A 21,301-nucleotide genomic window follows, 5' to 3' on the forward strand; every position below is an offset into this window, starting at 1 on the left:
GCGCATGCGCCGTCGGGAATGAACGCGTCCGGCGCGGATCATGCCGCGCCGGACGCCGGTCGTCACGCACTCAGTGCGCGGCCTGCGCCGCGTCGAGCGCGAGGTTCAGCTTCAGCACGTTCACGCGCGGCTCGCCGAGCACGCCGAACTGGCGGCCCGTCGTGTTCGCGGCGACGAGCTGCGCGACCGCGTCCGGCGCCAGGTTGCGCGCCTTCGCGATGCGCTCGACCTGGTATGCGGCGGCGGCCGGCGTGATCTCCGGATCGAGACCGCTCGCCGACGCCGTCACGAGGTCGGCCGGCACGGGCTTCGACATGTCGGTGCCGGCGTCGCGCAGCGCGGCGATGCGCCCCTTCACCTGGTCGGCGAGCGACGGGTTCAGCGGGCCGAGGTTCGAGCCGCCGGAGCCGCTTGCGTTGTACGGCATCGGCGCGGTGGCCGACAGCCGGCCCCAGAAGTACTTCGGCGCGTCGAACTGCTGGCCGATCAGCGCGGAGCCGACCGCCTTGCCGTCCTTCTCGATCAGGCTGCCGTTTGCCTGCGACGGGAACACGGCCTGGCCGAACACGGTCATCACGGCCGGGTAAGCGAGCCCCGTCACGGTGGTCAGGACGACAAACAGCACGACGAGCGGGCGAATCAACGATTTCATGATGTTTCCTTCAAATGCGGCCGGCTCAGGCCCAGCCGAGTGCGGCGAGCGTCATGTCGATCAGCTTGATGAACGGGAACGGCAGCAGCACGCCACCGAGGCCGTACACCAGCAGGTTGCGGCGCAGCAGCGAGGCCGCGCCGAGCGGCCGGTACGTGACGCCCTTCAGCGCGAGCGGGATCAGCGCGACGATGATCAGCGCGTTGAAGATCACCGCCGACAGGATCGCGGACGCCGGCGACGTCAGGTGCATGATGTCGAGCACGCGCAGCTGCGGGTACGTCGTCACGAACGCGGCCGGGATGATCGCGAAGTACTTCGCGATGTCGTTCGCGATCGAGAACGTCGTCAGCGAGCCGCGCGTCATCAGCATCTGCTTGCCGATCTCGACGATCTCGATCAGCTTTGTCGGGTTCGAGTCGAGGTCGACCATGTTGCCGGCTTCCTTCGCGGCCTGCGTCCCCGTATTCATCGCCACGGCGACGTCGGCCTGCGCGAGCGCCGGCGCGTCGTTCGTACCGTCGCCCGTCATCGCAACCAGACGGCCTGCCGCCTGGTGCTCGCGGATCGTCGCGAGCTTGGTTTCCGGCGTCGCTTCCGCGAGGAAGTCGTCGACGCCCGCTTCCGCCGCGATCGCCGCGGCCGTCAGCCGGTTGTCGCCCGTCACCATCACGGTCTTGATGCCCATCTTGCGCAGCTCCGCGAAGCGCTCCTTGATGCCGCCCTTCACGATGTCCTTCAGCTCGATCACGCCGAGCACGCGCGCCGCCCCTTCATGCAGGTCGGCCACGACGAGCGGCGTGCTGCCGCGGCGCGCCACCTCGTCGACCGCGCGACGCACTTCTTCCGGGAAACGGCTGCCATGCGTCTCGACGTAGCGGCGGATCGCATCGGCCGCGCCCTTGCGGATTTCGCGGCCGGGCAAGTCGACGCCGCTCATCCGCGTCTGCGCGGAAAAGCCGAGGAACGTCGCATGCAGCTGCGCCATGTCGCGCTGGCGAATGTTGAAGCGCTCCTTCGCGAGCACGACGATGCTGCGGCCTTCCGGCGTTTCGTCGGCGAGCGACGACAGTTGCGCGGCATCGGCCAGCGCTTCCTCGGTCACGCCCGGCGCCGGCACGAACATCGATGCCTGGCGGTTGCCGAGCGTGATCGTGCCGGTCTTGTCGAGCAGCAGCACGTCGACGTCGCCGGCCGCTTCCACCGCGCGGCCCGACGTCGCGATCACGTTCGCCTGCATCATCCGGCTCATCCCGGCCACGCCGATCGCGGACAGCAGGCCGCCGATCGTCGTCGGGATCAGGCACACGAGCAGCGCGACGAGCGCGGTGATCGTCACGACGTGGCCGGCCTTCATCGCTTCGACCGAGAACATCGAGAACGGCAGCAGCGTTGCGGTGGCCAGCAGCATCACGATCGTCAGCGCGACCAGCAGGATCGTCAGCGCGATCTCGTTCGGCGTCTTCTTGCGCTTCGCGCCTTCGACCATCGCGATCATCCGGTCGAGGAACGCCTCGCCCGGGTTCGCGGTGACCTTGACGACGATCCAGTCGGACAGCACGCGCGTGCCGCCCGTCACCGACGAGAAGTCGCCGCCCGATTCGCGGATCACCGGCGCAGATTCGCCGGTGATCGCCGATTCGTCGACGGACGCGACACCGTCGATGACCTCGCCGTCGGCCGGGATCACGTCGCCGGACTCGACGAGCACGACATCGCCCTTACGCAGGTCGCTCGCGGTCGTGATGCGGATCGGCGACTTCGGATGCGGCTCGTTGAGCTTCTTCGCCATCACGTCCTTCTTCGCGCTGCGCAGCGATGCAGCCTGCGCCTTCGAGCGCCCTTCGGCGAGCGCTTCGGCGAAGTTCGCGAACAGCACCGTGAACCACAGCCACAGCGCGATCGCGAGGATGAAGCCCGCGGGCGCCTCGGCCTGGCCGGCGAGCGCCGCGATCCACAGAATCGTGGTCAGGATGCTGCCGACGTACACGCAGAACATCACCGGATTGCGGAACTGCGTGCGCGGCGTGAGTTTCTTGAACGAGTCCACGATCGCCGGGCGCAGCAGCGCCGGATCGAACATGGACCGTGTTGCGGAATGTTGAGTCATTGCGATCTCTTCAATCTCTTCAGTCTTTTCAATGTGTCGCCATGCGGGCGCGCGTTACGCGCCCAGCCACATCATCAGGTGCTCGACGCCCGGGCCGAGCGCAAGCGCCGGCACGTAGGTCAGCGCGCCCACCAGCAGCACGGTGCCGAGCAGCAGCACGACGAACAGCGGACCGTGCGTCGGCAGCGTGCCGCTCGTCACCGCGATGCGCTTCTTCGCGGCCAGCGAACCGGCGATCGCCAGCACCGGCACGATCGTGCCGAAACGGCCGAACCACATCGCGATCGCGGTCATCCAGTTGTAGAACGGCGTGCCGACCGTCAGGCCCGCGAACGCGCTGCCGTTGTTGTTGGCGGCCGAGCTGAACGCGTACAGGATTTCCGAGAAGCCGTGCGGCCCCGGGTTCGCGATGCCGGCCTTGCCCGCATCGGCGAGCACGGCGATCGACGTGCCGACCAGCACCAGCAGCGGCGTGAGCAGCACGACGATCGACACCATCTTCATCTCGTACGCTTCGATCTTCTTGCCGACGTATTCCGGCGTGCGGCCGATCATCAGGCCGGCGACGAACACCGCGAGCAGCGCGAACACGAGCATCCCGTAGAGACCCGAGCCGACCCCGCCGAAGATCACCTCGCCGAGCTGCATCAGCAGCATCGGCACGAGACCGCCGAGCGGCGTCAGCGAATCGTGCATCGTGTCGACCGCGCCGCATGACGCGGCCGTCGTCGCGACCGTGAAGATGCCGGTCTGCGCGATGCCGAAGCGCGTTTCCTTGCCTTCCATGTTGCCGCCCGGCTGCAGCGCGCTCGTCGACTGGTCGACGTGCAGCGCGGCGAGCGTCGGGTTGCCGCCCTGCTCGGCGCTCACCTCGATGCCGACCGCGACCGCGAACGCGACCGTCATCGCGGCGAGCACGGCGATGCCCTGCCGGCGGTCGCCGATCATGCGGCCGAACACGAGACACAGCGCGGCCGGGATGATCAGGATCGAGAAGATCTGCAGGAAGTTCGCGAACGGCGTCGGGTTCTCGTACGGGTGCGCGGAGTTCGCGTTGAAGAAGCCGCCGCCGTTGGTGCCGAGCATCTTGATCGCTTCCTGCGACGCGACCGGGCCCATCGCGAGCGTCTGCTTCGTGAGCGGGGTCGGCACCGTCACCGCGTTGCCCTTGTCGTCCTTCACCGGGTTGCCCTGCGCGTCGAGCTTCGGCGCCGCATAGGTGCTCGTCTGCAGCACCGGCACGTCCTCGTACGACTTCATGTTCTGGATCACGCCCTGGCTCATCAGCAGCGCGGCGATGATCATCGACATCGGCACGAGCACGTACATCGTCACGCGCGTGAGGTCGACCCAGAAGTTGCCGATCGTCTGCGCGGTGTGACGCGCGAAGCCGCGGATCAGCGCGATCACGACGACGATGCCGGTCGCAGCCGACAGGAAGTTCTGCACGGTGAAGCCGAGCGTCTGCGCCAGGTAGCTGACGGTCTGTTCGGGCGTGTAATCCTGCCAGTTCGTGTTGGTGACGAAGCTGACGGCCGTATTGAATGCGCCGTCGACCGTCATCGCGCCGAATTGCTGCGGGTTGCCGGGCAGGAAGCCCTGCAGGCGCAGCAGGCCATAGAGGAACAATGCGCCGAGCGCGTTGAACGCGATCGTCGCGAGCGCGTACTGCTTCCAGTTCATCTCGCTGCCGGCGTCGACGCCGGCGATGCGGTACAGCACGCGCTCGAGCGGCCCGAACACGCGCACGACGCGCGAGCTGCCGTCCATCACGGCCGTCAGGTAACGGGCGACCGGAACGGCCGCCGCCAGCAGTACGACGATGAACAACAGCGATTGCATCAGGTTGTTCGCGTTCATTCGATGTCCTCCGCGCGCAGCAGCGCAAAGACGAGATACGCGAACAGCAGGGCCGTCGAGGCGCCCGCCAGCCAAAGCATCCAGGTCATGCTCGCCCCCCGCGGCCGTATTGCACGAGCTTCTCGCAACCGGCGATCAAACCGAGGATCAGCGCGGTGAAAAGCACCAGGGCGCCGATAAATACCCCATCCATTTTTGTGTTCTCCGTCATCGAAGTGAGACGACTAGAACCTTATGGGAATGCACGTAAAGGACGGGTCAAAGGTATCGGGGCGGATATAAAAACCGTGTAAACGCGCGACGGGGACAAACCGGGAGGCGGGACGGACGGCGCCGCGGCGCCGTCCGCAAGGGCGCGTGCCGGCATGGCGCCGGCACGGGGAGGCAGGTCAGGGAACGAGGATCGTCGAGCCGGTGGTCTTGCGCGCTTCGAGATCCGCATGCGCGCGGCCGACTTCCGCGAGCGGATAACGCTGGTTGATGCTGGTCTTCACCTTGCCCGACAGGATCACGTCGAACAGCTCGGCGGCCGCGGCTTCGAGATCGGCGCGCTTCGCGATGTACGAGAACAGCGTCGGCCGCGTGAAGAACAGCGAGCCGCGCGACGAGAACTCCTTCGAGTCGATCGGCGGCAACGGGCCCGACGCGTTGCCGAAGCTGACGAAGTAGCCGAGCGGCGCGAGGCAGTCGAGCGAGCCGATGTAGGTGTCCTTGCCGATCGAATCGTAGACGACCGGCACGCCCGCACCGTTCGTGATCTCCTTCACGCGCTGCGTGAAGTTCTCGCGCGTGTAGACGATCGGGTGATCGCAGCCGTGCGCCTTCGCGAGTTCGGCCTTTTCGTCGGAACCGACCGTCCCGATCACCGTCGCGCCGAGCGCCTTTGCCCACTGGCACACGAGCAGGCCGACGCCGCCGGCCGCCGCGTGGATCAGGATCGTGTCGCCGGCCTTCACCGGGTAGGTGCGGCGCAGCAGGTAGTGCGCGGTCAGGCCCTGCAGCATCACCGACGCCGCGTCGTCGTAGCTGATGCCGTCGGGCAGCTTCACGAGCCGCTCGGCCGGCATCACGCGCTCCTGCGCATACGCGCCCGGCGGTTGCCCGACATACGCCACGCGGTCGCCGATCTTGAGCGCGGTCACGCCGTCGCCGACGGCCGTCACCTCGCCCGCCGCCTCCATCCCGAGACCGCCGGGCAGCGGTTGCGGATAAAGGCCCGTGCGGAAATACACGTCGATGTAGTTGAGCCCGACCGCGTGCTGCCGGATGCGGACCTCGCCCGCCTTCGGCTCGCCGACCTCGACATCGACCCACTTCATCACGTCCGGGCCGCCCGGCTGGTCGTATCGGATTGCTTTCGGCATCGTTTCGCTCCTCGTCTGTCAATCGGTCAGGAAAAATTCCGGGTCGCCGATGCGCGGGCCGGCCGATTCATGCGGGAACCGGGCGGCGGACGCGTATCGCGACGCACGATTCTCGCGCGTCGCCGCCGTCCGTGCATGGCCCTGCCGCGAGCAGGGGCAATCGGGCGCGGCGCGTGCCTAGCAAACGTCCTGCATGTTGCGCGCCAGATCGTCGAGCAGCATCCGCGCGGTGGCGACGTTGGTCGCAACCGGCACGTCGTGCACGTCGCACGCGCGCACGAGCGCGGTGATGTCGGGGTCGTGCGGCTGCGCGGTCATCGGATCGCGCAGGAACACGACGATGTCGACGCGGCCTTCGGCCAGTTCCGCGCCGATCTGCAGGTCGCCGCCCAGCGGCCCCGACAGCTTGCGCTCGACCTCCAGCCCGTGCGCGGCTGCAATACGGCCGCCCGTCGTGCCCGTCCCGACCAGCCGGCATTGCGCGAGCGTCGCGCGGTATTCGCCCGCGAGCGCGACGATCTCGTCCTTCTTCGCGTCGTGCGCAATCAATGCGATGCGGGGTTTGCTCATCTCCAGTTCCTTCGTCGTTCGGTTGTTGTCGTGATCGTGAATCGAAAGGCGCGGGTCAGAACGTACCCGGATACGCGCCGCCGTCGAGCAGCCAGTTCTGGCCGGTGATGTAGCCGGCGTGCACGCTGCACAGGAACGCGCAGGCTGCGCCGAATTCGGCGCGCGTGCCGAGGCGGCCCGCCGGGATGTCGTTTGCGCGCCGCACGCGCATTTCGTCGACCGTCACGCCCTGCGCCTTCGCCGATGCGGCGAGCGTCGTCGCGATCCGGTCGGTGTCGAACAGCCCCGGCAGCAGGTTGTTGATCGTCACGCCCTGGCCGGCGACCTTGCGCGACAGCCCCGCGACGAAGCCGGTCAGCCCCGAGCGCGCGCCGTTCGACAGCGCGAGCACGTCGATCGGCGACTTCACGGCCGAACTGGTGATGTTGACGATCCGGCCGAAGCGGCGCCCGATCATCCCGTCGATGGTCGCGCGGATCAGCTCGATCGGCGTCAGCATGTTCGACTCGAGCGCGCGGATCCAGTCGTCGTGCGAGAAGTCGCGGAAGTCGCCGGGCGGCGGGCCGCCGGCATTCGTCACGAGAATGTCCGGCTGCGGGCACGCGGCGAGCGCGGCCGCGCGCCCGTCCGGCGTCGTGATGTCGCAAGCGACCGCGGTGACCGACACGTTCGCGCCGGCGCGGATCTCCTCCGCGGTTTCCTCGAGCGTGTCGCGCGTGCGCGCGACGATCACGAGGTTCACGCCCTCGGCGGCCAGCGCTTCCGCGCAGCCGCGCCCGAGACCCTTGCTTGCTGCGCATACGAGCGCGGTCTTTCCTTCGATACCGAGATCCATCGTCGACTCCCTGGTGGCGACGCGCGCCGGGACGGCCCCGCCGCGCCGGTGGGCGGGCGAACGGGCGTGCGCGGCGCGCGGATTGTCGTGAGACGTCGATAATATCCGGATCATGCGGCGCGCCTTGGTAAAATTGCGGCCATAAGCGGCAGCCGGCTTGCGCCCGCCGCCGCCCCGATCCCCTTTTGCCGCCAAGGCGCCCCCGTCATGAAACAGGACAGCCGTTTCCCGAATCTCTTCATCACCGATCACCCGCTGATCCAGCACAAGCTCACGCACATGCGCGACAAGGACACGTCGACGCGTACGTTCCGCGAGCTGCTGCGCGAAATCACGCTGCTGATGGGCTACGAGATCACCCGCAACCTGCCGATCACGACCAAGCGGGTCGAAACCCCGCTGGTGGCGGTCGACGCGCCCGTGATCGCGGGCAAGAAGCTCGCGATCGTGCCCGTGCTGCGCGCGGGCATCGGGATGTCGGACGGCCTGCTCGACCTGGTGCCGTCCGCGCGGGTCGGCCACATCGGCGTGTACCGCGCCGAGGACCACCGCCCGGTCGAATACCTGGTGCGCCTGCCTGACCTGGAAGACCGCATCTTCATCCTGTGCGACCCGATGGTCGCGACCGGCTATTCGGCCGTGCACGCGGTCGACGTGCTCAAGCGCCGCAACGTGCCGGCCGCGAACATCATGTTCGTCGCGCTGGTCGCCGCGCCCGAGGGCGTCCAGGTGTTCCAGGACGCGCACCCCGACGTGAAGCTGTTCGTCGCGTCGCTCGATTCGCACCTGAACGAACACGCGTACATCGTGCCGGGCCTCGGCGACGCGGGCGACCGCCTGTTCGGCACCAAGAACTGAGTGCCTGCGCGGCCGCGCGGCGCGCGGCCCGGCCTGCTGCGGCCTGCCCGGCCGTTCGGCCATGCGCGGCGGCCCCGAACCGGCGGTCGCCGCGTGATAAAATCACGCTCCACTCGATACGCGCGGCCCCGCGGCTTCATGCCCGCCGACACGGCCGCCGACTCAACGACACATTGAAACAATCGCCCGCGCTGCGCGCCCGGGCACGGAGAAAGGTATGGCTGGTCATTCGAAATGGGCCAACATCAAGCATAAGAAGGCAGCGGCCGACGCGAAGCGCGGCAAGATCTGGACCCGCCTGATCAAGGAAATCCAGGTCGCGGCGCGCCTCGGCGGCGGCGATGTCAACTCGAACCCGCGCCTGCGTCTCGCGGTCGACAAGGCAGCCGACGCGAACATGCCGAAGGACAACGTCAAGCGCGCGATCGATCGCGGCGTCGGCGGCGCGGACGGCGCGAACTACGAAGAAATCCGTTACGAAGGCTACGGCATCAGCGGCGCGGCGATCATCGTCGACACGCTGACCGACAACCGCACGCGTACGGTCGCGGAAGTTCGCCACGCATTCTCGAAGTTCGGCGGCAACATGGGTACCGACGGCTCGGTCGCGTTCATGTTCGATCACGTCGGCCAGTTCCTGTTCGCGCCCGGCACGTCGGAAGACGCGCTGATGGAAGCCGCGCTCGAAGCCGGTGCGAACGACGTGAACACGAACGACGACGGCTCGATCGAAGTGCTGTGCGACTGGCAGGCATTCTCGGCGGTGAAGGACGCGCTCGAAGCCGCCGGCTTCAAGGCCGAACTCGCCGAAGTGACGATGAAGCCGCAGAACGAAGTCGAATTCACCGGCGACGACGCAGCGAAGATGCAGAAGCTCCTGGACGCGCTCGAGAACCTCGACGACGTGCAGGACGTGTATACGAACGCCGTCATCATCGAGGAATGAGATGCCGGCCGCCGTGCGCCTGTCGCGGCGGCGGCCCGACCGATACCGCGGCCGGCGCGCCTGAGCGTGCCGGCCGCCCTGTTTTCTAGTCTGCGGGGAATCCCATGAAACTACTCGTCGTCGGTTCCGGCGGCCGCGAACATGCGCTGGCGTGGAAGCTCGCGCAGTCGCCGCGCGTCCAGATGGTCTACGTCGCGCCCGGCAATGGCGGCACGGCGCAGGACGAGCGTCTGAAGAACGTCGATATCACGTCGCTCGACGAACTCGCCGATTTCGCGGAAAGCGAAGGCGTCGCGTTCACGCTCGTCGGGCCGGAAGCACCGCTCGCGGCCGGCATCGTCAACCTGTTCCGCGCACGCGGCCTGAAGGTATTCGGCCCGACCCGCGAAGCCGCGCAGCTCGAAAGCTCGAAGGATTTCGCGAAGGCGTTCATGAAGCGCCACGGCATCCCGACCGCCGAGTACGAAACGTTCTCCGACGTAGCCGCCGCCCATGCGTACATCGACGCGAAGGGTGCGCCGATCGTCGTGAAGGCCGACGGCCTCGCGGCCGGCAAGGGCGTCGTCGTCGCGATGACGCTCGAAGAGGCGCATGCAGCGGTCGACATGATGCTGTCGGGCAACAAGCTCGGCGACGCCGGCGCGCGCGTCGTGATCGAGGAATTCCTCGACGGCGAGGAAGCGAGCTTCATCGTGATGGTCGACGGCAAGCACGCACTGGCACTGGCTTCGAGCCAGGACCACAAGCGCCTGCTCGACGAAGACCGCGGCCCGAACACCGGCGGCATGGGCGCGTATTCGCCCGCGCCGATCGTCACGCCGCAGATGCACGCACGCGTGATGCGCGAGATCATCATGCCGACCGTGCGTGGCATGGAAAAGGACGGCATCCGCTTCACGGGCTTCCTGTACGCGGGCCTGATGATCGACAAGGAAGGCAATCCGCGCACGCTCGAGTTCAACTGCCGGATGGGCGACCCGGAAACGCAGCCGATCATGGCGCGCCTGAAGAGCGATTTCTCGAAGGTCGTCGAGCAGGCGATCGCGGGCACGCTCGACACGGTCGAGCTGGACTGGGACCGCCGCACCGCGCTCGGCGTCGTGCTGGCCGCGCACGGCTATCCGGACGCGCCGCGCAAGGGCGACCGCATCAACGGGATCCCGGCCGAGACCGAACAGGCCGTGACGTTCCATGCGGGCACGACGCTCGGCGACGGCGACAAGCTGACGACGTCCGGCGGCCGCGTGCTGTGCGTGGTCGGCCTGGCCGATTCGGTGCGCGAAGCGCAGCAGCATGCCTACGACACGATCAACCAGATCAATTTCGAAGGCATGCAGTACCGCCGCGACATCGGCTTCCGCGCGCTCAACCGCAAGAGCGTGTGACGATCGCTTCGGGCGCGCCGCGAGGGGCCTGTTCCCGTCAATAACGGGCCCTTCTGGCGGCCAGCCCCAGGATGGAATTTTTGTTGGTTTCGGGAACGTGCCTCGCCGGCCGCATTGCGGCGTTGCTCGTCGCTTGTTTGGCTCGGCCAAACGGCGCTCCTCGCGCCTTGCACGACGACCGGCAAGGCACGTTCGCAAGCCCGTCATTAGCGGGAACAGGCCCCTCTGCCGGGGTTCGATAGAATGCCCGGCAGATGCCTTTTTTACGGCCCCCGCTTCGGGCGAGGGCACCCAGTCCAGACATGACCGATTCGACCTACGACGTAGCGCGCGTGCGCACGTACCTCCAGGGCCTGCAGACACGCATCGCCGACGCGCTCGGCGCGCTCGACGGCACGCCGCTCGCGACCGACACGTGGCAGCGCGGGCCGGCCGAACGCCTGCGCGGCGGCGGCTGCACGCGGATTCTCGAAGGCGGCCGCGTGTTCGAACGCGCGGGGATCGGCTTTTCCGACGTCGCGGGCGATGCGCTGCCGCCGTCGGCGAGCGCGGCACGCCCGCAGCTCGCGGGCCGCGGCTTCGAGGCGCTCGGCGTGTCGCTCGTGCTGCACCCGCGCAATCCGTACTGCCCGACCGTCCACATGAACGTGCGGATGCTGATCGCGACGAAACCGGGCGAGGAGCCCGTGTTCTGGTTCGGCGGCGGCATGGATCTGACACCCGTTTACGGTTTCGAGGACGACGCGCGGCATTTCCACCAGACCTGCAAGGATGCGCTCGACCCGTTCGGCGCCGAGCTCTACCCGCGCTTCAAGAAATGGTGCGACGAGTATTTCTTCCTGAAGCACCGCAACGAAATGCGCGGCATCGGCGGGATCTTCTTCGACGATTTCTCCGAGCCCGGTTTCGAACGCTCGTTTGACATGATGCAAAGCGTCGGCGACGCGTTCCTGCAGGCCTACCTGCCGATCGTCGAGCGCCGCGCCGAGTTGCCGTACGGCGAGCGCGAGCGCGACTTCCAGGCGTATCGCCGCGGCCGTTACGTCGAATTCAACCTCGTGTTCGACCGCGGCACGCTGTTCGGCCTGCAAAGCGGCGGCCGGACCGAGTCGATCCTGATGTCGATGCCGCCGGCCGCGAACTGGCGCTACAACTGGCAGCCCGAGCCGGGCACGCCTGAAGCGCGCCTGTACACCGACTTCATCGTGCCGCGCGACTGGGTCTGAGCCCGCGCGCCCCGCTGCCCCAAGGAAAGGACGCGTTTCTGGACACCACCGCCCGCCCCGCCCCGCTGCCGCGTCGTATCGGCTTGCTGGGCGGCACTTTCGACCCGATCCACGACGGCCATCTCGCGCTCGCGCGCCGGTTCGCCGAGCTGCTCGGCCTGACCGAACTCGTGCTGCTGCCCGCCGGGCAGCCGTACCAGAAGCGTGACGTGTCGGCCGCCGAGCACCGGCTCGCGATGACGCGCGCGGCCGCCGGCTCGCTGTCCCTGCCGGGCGTGACCGTAACCGTCGCCACCGACGAGATCGAGCACACCGGCCCGACGTACACGGTCGAGACGCTCGCGCGCTGGCGCGAGCGAATCGGCCCGGATGCGTCGCTGTCGATGCTGATCGGCGCCGACCAGCTCGTGCGGCTCGACACGTGGCGCGACTGGCGCGAGCTGTTCGACCACGCGCACATCTGCGTGTCGACGCGCCCGGGTTTCGACCTGGGCACGGCGCCGCCGGAGGTTGCGCAGGAAATCACCGCGCGGCAGGCTGGCGCCGACGTGCTCAAGGCCACGCCGGCTGGCCACCTGCTGATCGATACGACCCTTTCGTTCGACATTGCCGCGACCGACATCCGCGCACACCTGCGCGAATGCATCGCGCGCCATGCGCAAATGCCCGATGCGTCGGCCGAACATGTGCCGGCCGCCGTATGGGCCTATATTCTTCAACATCGCCTCTACCATTCCTGAATCCATGGATATTCGCAAACTGCAGCGCGTGATCGTCGACGCCCTCGAAGACGTCAAGGCGCAAGACATCAAGGTGTTCAACACCAGCCACCTGACCGAACTGTTCGACCGCGTGGTCGTCGCATCGGGCACGTCCAACCGCCAGACCAAGGCCCTCGCATCGAGCGTGCGCGACAAGGTCAAGGAAGCCGGCGGCGACATCGTCAGCTCCGAAGGCGAAGACACCGGTGAATGGGTGCTGGTCGACTGCGGCGACGCGGTCGTGCACATCCTGCAGCCGGCCCTGCGCCAGTACTACAACCTCGAGGAAATCTGGGGCGACAAGCCGGTGCGGATGAAGCTCGGCGGCGGCAAGGGCCCGAACGGCTTTGCAACGGCCAGCGAAGACGAAGAGGAAGACGAGGAAGCCGCGCCCGCACGCCCGGCACGCAAGACGGCCGCCCGCCGCCGTTAAGCCGTCACGCCTCTTCCGATGAAGCTTTTCATCCTTGCGGTCGGCCACAAGATGCCGGGCTGGATCGCATCCGGCTTCGACGAATACACGAAGCGGATGCCGCCGGAACTGCGCATCGAGTTGCGCGAGATCAAGCCCGAACTGCGTTCGGGCGGCCGCAGCGCCGAAAGCGTGATGGCAGCCGAGCGGCAGAAGATCGAGGCGGCGCTGCCGAAGGGCGCGCGCCTCGTCGCGCTCGACGAGCGCGGCCGCGACTGGACCACGATGCAGCTCGCCCAGGCACTGCCTGGCTGGCAGCAGGACGGCCGCGACGTCGCGTTCGTGATCGGCGGCGCCGACGGGCTCGATCCGGAGCTGAAAGCGCGCGCCGACGTGCTGCTGCGCATCTCGAGCATGACCCTGCCGCACGGGATGGTGCGCGTGCTGCTCGCCGAACAGCTTTACCGGGCGTGGAGCATCACGCAGAATCACCCCTACCACCGCGCATGACGTGTCGTCCTCGAGACGCGCGCCGCGCGCGCTCAACGAGATAACGACACCATGCCGTCCAGCACGTCCCCCGCGCTTTTCCCGACCCTTTACCTCGCTTCGCAAAGCCCGCGCCGCCAGGAGCTGCTGCAGCAGATCGGCGTGCGCTTCGAACTGCTGCTGCCGCGCCCCGATGAGGATGCCGAAGCGCTCGAAGCGGAAGTGCCCGGCGAAGCCGCCGATGCGTACGTGCGGCGCGTGACCGTCGCGAAGGCCGAAGCCGCGCGTGCGCGCCTCGTCGCGAGCGGCAAGCCGGCCGCGCCGGTGCTGGTCGCCGACACGACCGTGACGATCGACGGCGCGATCCTCGGCAAGCCGGCCGACGCCGGCGACGCGCTCGCGATGCTCACGCGCCTCGCCGGCCGCGAACATGCGGTGCTGACCGCCGTCGCCGTGATCGATGCCGGCGGCGAACTGCTGCCGCCCGCGCTGTCGCGCTCGTCGGTGCGCTTCGCGCCCGCATCGCGCGACGCCTACGCCCGCTACGTCGAAACCGGCGAGCCGTTCGGCAAAGCCGGCGCGTACGCGATCCAGGGGCGCGCGGCAGAATTCATCGAGCGAATCGACGGTTCCCATTCAGGTATCATGGGTCTGCCCCTTTTTGAGACCGCGGCGCTGTTGCGCGCCGCGCGTGTCGCCTTCTGAATCCCACCATGAACGAAGAAATCCTGATCAACCTCACGCCGCAGGAAACGCGGGTCGCACTCGTCCAGCAAGGCTCGGTGCAGGAGCTTCACGTCGAGCGCACGCTGTCGCGCGGGCGGGTCGGCAACATCTATCTCGGCAAGGTCGTGCGCGTGCTGCCCGGCATGCAGTCGGCGTTCATCGACATCGGTCTCGAGCGTGCGGCATTCCTGCACGTCGCCGACATCTGGCATCCGCGCCTCGCGGGCGAGCCGCAGTCGGGCGCGCCGCACCAGCCGATCGAGAAGATCGTGTTCGAGGGCCAGACGCTGATGGTCCAGGTGATCAAGGATCCGATCGGCACGAAGGGCGCGCGGCTGTCGACGCAGGTCAGTATCGCGGGCCGCACGCTCGTCTACCTGCCGCAGGAGCCGCATATCGGCATCTCGCAGAAGATCGAGAGCGAAGCCGAACGCGAGGCCGTGCGTGCGCGCCTGACGGCCGTGATCCCGCCGGACGAGAAAGGCGGCTACATCGTGCGCACGATCGCCGAGGATGCGACCTCCGACGAACTGGCAGGCGACGTCACGTACCTGCGCAAGACCTGGGCGACGATCGTCGGACAGGCGCAGCGCCTGCCGGCGACGAGCCTGCTGTATCAGGATCTCGATCTCGCGCAGCGCGTGCTGCGCGATTTCGCGAACGACGACACGACGCGCATCCAGGTCGATTCGCGCGAGACGTACCAGCGCCTCGCGGAATTCGCGGGCGAGTTCACGCCGGCCGTGAGCCCGAAAGTGCACCACTACACCGGCGAGCGGCCGCTGTTCGACCTGTACAACATCGAGACGGAGATCCAGCGCGCGCTGTCGCGCCGCGTCGACCTGAAGTCGGGCGGTTACCTGATGATCGACCAGACCGAGGCGATGACGACGATCGACGTGAACACGGGCGGCTACGTCGGCGCGCGCAATTTCGACGACACGATCTTCAAGACCAACCTCGAGGCCGCGCACACGATCGCGCGGCAGCTGCGGCTGCGCAACCTCGGCGGGATCATCATCATCGACTTCATCGACATGGAGAACGCCGAGCATCGCGACGCGGTGCTGTCCGAGTTGAAGAAGGCGCTGTCGCGCGACCGCACGCGCGTGACGGTCAACGGTTTCTCGCAGCTCGGGCTCGTCGAGATGACGCGCAAGCGCACGCGCGAATCGCTCGCGCACGTGCTGTGCGAGCCGTGCCCGACCTGCCAGGGCAAGGGCCAGGTGAAGACGTCGCGCACCGTGTGCTACGACATCCTGCGCGAGATCCTGCGCGAGTCGCGGCAGTTCAACCCGCGCGAATTCCGCGTGATCGCCGCGCAGCAGGTGATCGACCTGTTCCTCGACGAAGAGTCGCAGCATCTCGCGATGCTGATCGACTTCATCGGCAAGCCGGTGTCGCTGCAGGTCGAGTCGAATTTGAGTCAGGAGCAGTACGATATCGTGCTGATGTAACGGTCCGCCCAACCGCCGCCGGCATCGCCGCGCGGCGCCCGGATACGGCGCCCGGGCAGTTCGCGCATGCCGCGCCAGCGCCCGCCGCCGTATTTTCATTTACCCCTTTTTGCATTCACCACACACCATGAGCCAAGGCCACAACCGCCGCCAGCGCAAGAAACTCCACATCGGCGAATTCCAGGAACTCGCGTTCAATGCCACCGCGCATTACCGCAACGAAATGACCGACCTCGCGCGCGGCGAACTGATCGACGCGTTCATCGACTTCGTCGAGGCGAACGGGCTGCTGACCGTCGCATCCGCGGACGAAGGCATCGGCGCCTACGTGATCTCCGGCGCACCGCGCGGCACGACGACCGACGCCGATCGCGAACTCGTACGCGGGTGGCTGGCCGCCCGTCCGGAACTGACGGACGTCAAGGTCAGCGAATTCACCGACGCGTGGTATCCGGACGCCTGACTTTCCCGCTTCACCTTGTTTCACACAGCGCCCGCACCTGCCCGCCATGACGGCGGGTCAGGCCGGCGCGGCGCCTCTCCCGCCCCCCCACTCCCCTCCGCCTCACCGGCACCGACTCATACGATTCACGCCGCGTCGACCGTAATTACCCCGATTTCCGCATTGAATCGGACGCTTACTTCAATTTAACGATCATTAAAAGACGTCTGGCACCGGCGGACCTACTCTGATCGCCAGGAATCCGGTGTTTTACGGCGCGATCGGCAAGCAATACGAAAGAATGCGAATCGCTCGCCCGACAGGTGCGCCGGATTCCGGTACGGGCGAAATGCGACACGGCGACACGGCGACACGGCGACAGGCAATCAGGGAGACAACCAACCATGCGCCCGCCGCTTCCCGTTCGCAGCGACGACACGTCGACGCACGCGACGGCCGCCTGACCCGATCCATCGAACGAGACAAGACGAGGACGACATGACTACGCCGACCATCCATCAAGCAGGACTCCGAATGATCATGATCGCGGCGGGCGTTGCGGCGCTGATGTCGCTGTCCGCCTGCGGCGGCTCCGGTTCGCTGAGCCAGGGCACCGGCGGCGGCGGATCGGGGTCGGGCGACACGACCGCGACGACCGGCGGCACGGGCAACGGCTCCGGCGGCACGTCGGCGAATGCGGTCGGCCAGACGACCGCGGCGTCGAGCAACGTCGTGACGGCCGCGGGCGGCACCGTCTCGGGCGTCGGCACGGTGATCGCGGGCCAGTCGCTGCCCGGCACGAACGCGGCGACCACCCAGGGGCTCGGCACCGTCGTGCAGGACGCCGGCGCGGCCGTCACGACGCTCGGCACCGGCCTCGGATCGGGGCTCGGCCAGCTCGGCGCGTCGTCGAATCCGGTCGGCACGACGGTCGCGAGCACGGGCGGCGTGGTCACGAACCTCGGCGACGCGGTCGCCGCGACCGGCGGGGTCGTGTCGAGCCTGGGCGCCAGCGGCTCGGCACTGGCCCCGCTCGCCCCCGTGACGTCGCCCGTCGGCGGCGCGATCACGACGCTCGGCAATACGATCGCGGGCGGCGGCGCGACGCTCGGCACGCAACTGTCGACCGGCCCTGTCGCACAGGTCACGGGCGCCGCCAGTTCGGCGATCACGTCGATCACGACGACGGTCGGGTCGGTCACGCAGACCGTCGCAGCGAGCACGCCGCTCGGCGCGCCGCTCACGAACCTCGTGACGACGGTCGGCAACGGTGTCGCGAACGCCGGCTCGACGATCGCGAAGAGCGGCGGCAATCCGGTCACGACCGGCGTCGGCAACGTGGTGACGGCAACCGGCAACACCGTGGCCACGGCCGGCACGACGCTGCTCGGCGGCGGCGGTGCCGCAACGAATCCGCTCGCGCCGGTCACCGGGCTCCTGTCGACGGGAGCACTCGGCGGCGCGACGGGCGGCAGCAGCCCGGCAGGCGCGCTCACGTCGGCCGTCGGCACCGTGACGGGCGCCGTATCGGGCGCGGCCGGCGGCTCGCCCGTCGCGGGCTTGACGGGCGGCACCGGCACCGGCGCGCTCTCGAAGACGGGTGGCGGCGTGCTCGCTCCGGTCACGACGACGCTCGGCTCGCTGGTCAAATAAGCCGCACGCAGGCACGGCGCCCGCATCGTCGCCGACGATCGGGCGCCGCAGCCGCAGCCGCCGCCTCGGCCCGCGCCTCTTCGCCCGCGCCCCCTCCGATCCCTACCTTTTCCCCACAGTCCGCCTGCAACAGGCCATCGAAATCGGTCCTGAAAGCAAGACACGTTAAAATCTCACCTCGCGTGGTGCGCCGCCCGCACCCGCCATCCATCGCCAGCCGCGTGCCCTCGGGCCGCCCCCGACCCATGGAGTGAGTGTCAATGAGCGGCGGACTCCCGTTTCCCGCATCCCGCAAGTCGTTGCCGTCCTCGACGGTCTTCCTGATCCTCGCCGCCGTCGCGTTGCTGTCCGGCTGCGGGCTGCTGCCGGTCCAGAACCCGCCCGCGCCGATCAGCGAGGCGCTCGTCGAGCCCGTCGAGGAAACCGCCGGCGAGCCGCTGACGATGCCGCCCGTGCCGGCGCCGACGCAACCAGAGGCACCGGAAGCGCCGAAGAAGCCGCACCGCGAAGTGACGCGGCCGAAGCCCGTGCAGCGCCCCGAAACACCGACGCCGCCACCGCCTCCGCCCGCGCCGATCGTCGCGACGCGCCCGCTCGACCGTACCCAGATCCATGCGCTGCTCGACAGCGAGGTCGCGCGCCGCAACGGCAAGGTGATCGGCCGCGCAGTCGACATGGTGACCGACGCGAGCGGCAAGCCGCGCGAGATGATCGTCAACCTGCAGGGTTTCATGGGCGTCGGCGACCGCAAGGTCATCTTCCCGTGGAACGTGTTCCGCTTCACGCCGGGCGGCAAACAGGAGCCGATCGTGCTCGACGTGCCGTCGGGCGACCTGCCGCCGGCCGCGCGGCCGAAGGCCGTGCCGCTGTCGGGCTCGGCCGCGGCCTCGCCCGCGACACGGCTGCCGATGCTCGACAGCGACGTCGAGCGCCCGAACGGCACGAAGATCGGCCGCATCGTCGACGTGCTGATCGACCGCGCCGCGCAGCCGCAGGCTGTCGTGCTCGACCTCGGCGGCCTCGTCAATACCGACCGCCGTTCGATCGCCGCGAGCTGGGGCGCGCTGCGCTTCGTCACGCGCGACAAGGCACTGCACCCGCAGCTGGACCTGAGCGACGCACAGATCAAGGCATCGCCGCCCTACGCGGCCGACAAGCCGGTCGTCGCGGTGTTCCCGCCCGTTACCCCGACCCCGGCTTCATCTGCGAGTGCCACCCGATGACGATCAAGCATTCCGTCACCGCTCGCAGTCTGCGGTCCCTCGACTGGCTCAACTTCTTCGTTGCAAACGTTCAGACCGGGTTCGGCCCGTTCATCGCGTCCTACCTCGCATCGCACAAATGGACGCAAGGCGAGATCGGCATGGTGCTGTCGATCGGCACGATCAGCGCGATGGTCAGCCAGGTGCCGGGCGGCGCGGCCGTCGACGCGCTGAAGAACAAGAAAGGCGCGGCCGCCTGGGCGATCGCGGCCATCATCCTGTCGGCGGTGCTGCTCGCGTCGAGCCCGACCATCGTGCCGGTGATCGCCGCCGAGGTGTTCCACGGCTTCGCGAGTTGCATGCTCGTGCCCGCGATGGCGGCGATCTCGTTCTCGCTGGTCGGCCGCGCCGACCTCGGCGACCGGCTCGGCCGCAATGCGCGCTGGGCGTCGATCGGCAGTGCGGTCGCGGCAGGCCTGATGGGGCTCACCGGCGAATACTTCTCCGCGCGCGCGGTGTTCTGGCTGACCGCCGTGCTGGCGCTGCCCGCGCTGTTCGCGCTCGCGATGATCCAGCCGACTCACGAAGTGATCCCGCAGTCGTCGAAGCCGGACGAGCACCACGACGAAGCCGGCGAACGCGAAACGCTGCTCGAACTGCTGCGCGACCGCCGGATGCTGATCTTCGCGGCGTGCGTCGTGCTGTTCCACCTGTCGAACGCGGCGATGCTGAACCTCGCGGCCGGTGAAGTCACGGCCGGGATGGGGGAAAACGTGCAGCTCGTGATCGCCGCGTGCATCATCGTGCCGCAGGCGATCGTCGCGATGCTGTCGCCTTGGGTCGGCCGCTCCGCGCAACGCTGGGGGCGCCGGCCGATCCTGCTGCTCGGTTTCTCCGCGCTACCGGTGCGCGCGCTGCTGTTCGCCGGCGTGAGCAGCCCGTACCTGCTCGTGCCCGTCCAGATGCTCGACGGCATCAGCGCGGCCGTGTTCGGCGTGATGCTGCCGCTGATCGCGGCCGACGTCGCGGGCGGCAAGGGCCGCTACAACCTGTGCATCGGGCTGTTCGGGCTCGCGGCCGGGATCGGCGCGACGCTCAGCACGGCCGCGGCCGGCTACGTCGCCGATCACTTCGGCAACGCGGTCAGCTTCTTCGGGCTCGCCGGTGCCGGTGCGCTCGCGGTGCTGCTGGTCTGGCTCGTGATGCCCGAAACGCGCGTCGGGAACGGCGACACGGCGGCCGACGAACCGGCTGCCGCCTCGCCCGAACAGGCGCACTGAACGCGGCGCACCGCCGTTACCCGCTTCTTGGCCGACTCACGATGGATACGATCAGGACACTCAACGAAGCCCGCCAGCAGATCCAGCAGTCGATCTTCGATCTGTTCAAGGGGCTGTCATTCAACGAACGGCTCGCGCAAGGCGGGCTGATGGCGCTCCAGGCCGTCTGCGGCGCGTGCCTCGCGTATGCGATCGGCCGCGCGTTGCACTCCGAGCAGGCCGTGTGGGCGGCGATCACCGCGATCGCCGTCACGCAGCACAACTACTCGGACACGATGTCGCTGTCGCGCGACCAGTTCATCGGCGCAATGGTCGGCGGCGTGCTCGGCTTCGCGGGGGCGGCGGTCGGCGGCGATCGCCTCGTCACGTATGCGATCACGGTCGCGGTCGTGATCGTCTGCTGCTGGTGCCTGAATGTCGGCAGCGCGGCACGGCTCGGCGGCGTGACCGCGACGATCGTGCTGCTGTTTCCGGGCAACGGCCCGCTGTGGGACGTGCCGCTGATTCGGCTTGGCGAAGTGACGCTCGGCACCGTATGTGCGCTTGGCGTGTGCTGGGTGATGTCGAGAATCGAGCGGCGCTGGTTCCGCCACGCGGAAGCCAAGTGACGCGGCGAACCGGCTGCCCGGCGCGCATCGCGGCATCGCGATACGTGCCGGGTGACCGGCAAGGTCAGTCGCCGAGCCGCAGCACGATGCCGGAGCCGATCTGCACCAGCAGGTGATCTCCGCCGACGCCCACCCACTGATAGCCGCGCGGCGGCGGGCTCAGGTGATAGCCGCGCCAGTCGTCGATCACGTACTGGCGATCGCGGAACTCGGGGGGAAGCCTGTCGCCCTTGTGCCACTCGCGGCGCGGCTGGTCGGCCCAGCGCGGCGGCACGTCGTCCTCATGACGCATCTGGCCGGGCGGCATGTGTTTCGGGCCGTGGCCGCGCTGCATGCCGTGGCCGCCCTGGTCGTTGTGGTTGTCGTGGTCCTGCGCCATCGCGGCCGGCGCGGCGAAACCCGCCGCGATCACCGCGGCCAGCATCATTCCGTGCATCTTCTTCATCGTGCTTTCCCTCCGTGTTG

Annotated in this window: 22 protein-coding genes; 14 read left to right on the plus strand and 8 right to left on the minus strand. The window is 68.4% G+C overall.

All coding sequences use genetic code 11. From position 1 onward, the window contains the following. Positions 1-70 precede the first annotated feature (70 nt). The 7 genes from kdpC to HWX87_RS28645 all read right to left on the minus strand — a co-directional run bounded on the left by kdpC (position 71) and on the right by HWX87_RS28645 (position 7,391). Positions 71-652 carry a potassium-transporting ATPase subunit KdpC gene (gene kdpC / locus HWX87_RS28615; protein ID WP_176050401.1) on the minus strand — a complete coding sequence of 194 codons (582 nt, stop codon included), beginning with the start codon at positions 650-652 and terminating at the stop codon, positions 71-73. Between the two features lie 25 nt (positions 653-677). Beyond that, positions 678-2,762: a potassium-transporting ATPase subunit KdpB gene (kdpB, locus tag HWX87_RS28620; protein ID WP_176050402.1), complete on the minus strand. Its 2,085-nt coding sequence runs from the start codon at positions 2,760-2,762 to the stop codon at positions 678-680. A gap of 54 nt (positions 2,763-2,816) precedes the next feature. After that, a complete protein-coding gene (gene kdpA / locus HWX87_RS28625) occupies positions 2,817-4,622 on the minus strand; it encodes a potassium-transporting ATPase subunit KdpA (protein WP_176050403.1) in 1,806 nt (601 codons plus the stop codon). Next, positions 4,619-4,711, minus strand: a complete 93-nt coding sequence (kdpF, locus tag HWX87_RS28630) for a K(+)-transporting ATPase subunit F (RefSeq protein ID WP_006752209.1) — start codon at positions 4,709-4,711, stop codon at positions 4,619-4,621. Before kdpF ends, kdpA begins: the two co-directional genes overlap by 4 nt. Before the next feature lie 300 nt (positions 4,712-5,011). Then, complete coding sequence (locus HWX87_RS28635) at positions 5,012-5,986, minus strand: quinone oxidoreductase (RefSeq protein WP_176050404.1); 975 nt, start codon at positions 5,984-5,986, stop codon at positions 5,012-5,014. Positions 5,987-6,163: 177 nt separating this feature from the next. Beyond that, complete coding sequence (locus HWX87_RS28640) at positions 6,164-6,556, minus strand: methylglyoxal synthase (RefSeq protein WP_059233571.1); 393 nt, start codon at positions 6,554-6,556, stop codon at positions 6,164-6,166. A 55-nt stretch (positions 6,557-6,611) separates the two neighbouring features. Continuing rightward, the gene (locus HWX87_RS28645) at positions 6,612-7,391 is read right to left on the minus strand and encodes an SDR family oxidoreductase (protein ID WP_176050405.1); all 780 of its coding nucleotides are present in this window, start codon (positions 7,389-7,391) and stop codon (positions 6,612-6,614) included. A gap of 207 nt (positions 7,392-7,598) precedes the next feature. Between HWX87_RS28645 and upp the strand changes: the two genes are divergently transcribed. The 14 genes from upp to HWX87_RS28715 all read left to right on the plus strand — a co-directional run bounded on the left by upp (position 7,599) and on the right by HWX87_RS28715 (position 20,836). Further along, positions 7,599-8,249, plus strand: coding sequence for a uracil phosphoribosyltransferase (upp, locus tag HWX87_RS28650; protein WP_006478229.1), 651 nt, complete (start codon positions 7,599-7,601; stop codon positions 8,247-8,249). Between the two features lie 217 nt (positions 8,250-8,466). Beyond that, positions 8,467-9,195: a YebC/PmpR family DNA-binding transcriptional regulator gene (locus HWX87_RS28655; protein WP_176050406.1), complete on the plus strand. Its 729-nt coding sequence runs from the start codon at positions 8,467-8,469 to the stop codon at positions 9,193-9,195. A gap of 104 nt (positions 9,196-9,299) precedes the next feature. Then, on the plus strand, positions 9,300-10,580 hold the full coding sequence (gene purD, locus HWX87_RS28660) for a phosphoribosylamine--glycine ligase (RefSeq protein WP_176050407.1): 1,281 nt from the start codon (positions 9,300-9,302) through the stop codon (positions 10,578-10,580). A gap of 302 nt (positions 10,581-10,882) precedes the next feature. Further along, entirely contained in the window at positions 10,883-11,806 is a 924-nt protein-coding gene (hemF, locus tag HWX87_RS28665) for an oxygen-dependent coproporphyrinogen oxidase (protein ID WP_176050408.1), read from the plus strand. A 14-nt stretch (positions 11,807-11,820) separates the two neighbouring features. Continuing rightward, positions 11,821-12,546, plus strand: a complete 726-nt coding sequence (locus tag HWX87_RS28670; protein WP_244137782.1) for a nicotinate-nucleotide adenylyltransferase — start codon at positions 11,821-11,823, stop codon at positions 12,544-12,546. 4 nt (positions 12,547-12,550) lie between these two features. Then, complete coding sequence (gene rsfS, locus HWX87_RS28675; RefSeq protein WP_176050409.1) at positions 12,551-13,000, plus strand: ribosome silencing factor; 450 nt, start codon at positions 12,551-12,553, stop codon at positions 12,998-13,000. An 18-nt stretch (positions 13,001-13,018) separates the two neighbouring features. After that, positions 13,019-13,489, plus strand: coding sequence for a 23S rRNA (pseudouridine(1915)-N(3))-methyltransferase RlmH (gene rlmH / locus HWX87_RS28680; protein ID WP_006484265.1), 471 nt, complete (start codon positions 13,019-13,021; stop codon positions 13,487-13,489). 51 nt (positions 13,490-13,540) lie between these two features. Next, positions 13,541-14,173 (plus strand): Maf family protein, encoded by a 633-nt coding sequence (locus HWX87_RS28685; RefSeq protein ID WP_176050410.1) that lies wholly within the window; start codon positions 13,541-13,543, stop codon positions 14,171-14,173. 8 nt (positions 14,174-14,181) lie between these two features. After that, positions 14,182-15,651 (plus strand): ribonuclease G, encoded by a 1,470-nt coding sequence (gene rng / locus HWX87_RS28690; protein ID WP_176050411.1) that lies wholly within the window; start codon positions 14,182-14,184, stop codon positions 15,649-15,651. Between the two features lie 127 nt (positions 15,652-15,778). Continuing rightward, complete coding sequence (locus tag HWX87_RS28695; protein WP_176050412.1) at positions 15,779-16,114, plus strand: 50S ribosome-binding protein YggL; 336 nt, start codon at positions 15,779-15,781, stop codon at positions 16,112-16,114. A gap of 477 nt (positions 16,115-16,591) precedes the next feature. Continuing rightward, complete coding sequence (locus tag HWX87_RS28700) at positions 16,592-17,746, plus strand: collagen-like triple helix repeat-containing protein (RefSeq protein WP_176050413.1); 1,155 nt, start codon at positions 16,592-16,594, stop codon at positions 17,744-17,746. 260 nt (positions 17,747-18,006) lie between these two features. Beyond that, positions 18,007-18,969 carry a PRC-barrel domain-containing protein gene (locus tag HWX87_RS28705; RefSeq protein ID WP_176050414.1) on the plus strand — a complete coding sequence of 321 codons (963 nt, stop codon included), beginning with the start codon at positions 18,007-18,009 and terminating at the stop codon, positions 18,967-18,969. Next, positions 18,966-20,228, plus strand: a complete 1,263-nt coding sequence (locus HWX87_RS28710; RefSeq protein WP_176050415.1) for an MFS transporter — start codon at positions 18,966-18,968, stop codon at positions 20,226-20,228. Before HWX87_RS28705 ends, HWX87_RS28710 begins: the two co-directional genes overlap by 4 nt. A 41-nt stretch (positions 20,229-20,269) precedes the next feature. Further along, positions 20,270-20,836, plus strand: coding sequence for an FUSC family protein (locus HWX87_RS28715; RefSeq protein WP_176050416.1), 567 nt, complete (start codon positions 20,270-20,272; stop codon positions 20,834-20,836). Between the two features lie 64 nt (positions 20,837-20,900). Here the strand turns inward: HWX87_RS28715 and HWX87_RS28720 are convergent, their stop codons facing one another. Next, the gene (locus HWX87_RS28720) at positions 20,901-21,281 is read right to left on the minus strand and encodes an RcnB family protein (RefSeq protein WP_176050417.1); all 381 of its coding nucleotides are present in this window, start codon (positions 21,279-21,281) and stop codon (positions 20,901-20,903) included. Between the last annotated feature and the right edge of the window lie 20 nt (positions 21,282-21,301).

Origin of the sequence: Burkholderia sp. BCC1644 (genome assembly GCF_902833225.1) — a bacterium.
Taxonomy (GTDB): Bacteria; Pseudomonadota; Gammaproteobacteria; order Burkholderiales; family Burkholderiaceae; genus Burkholderia.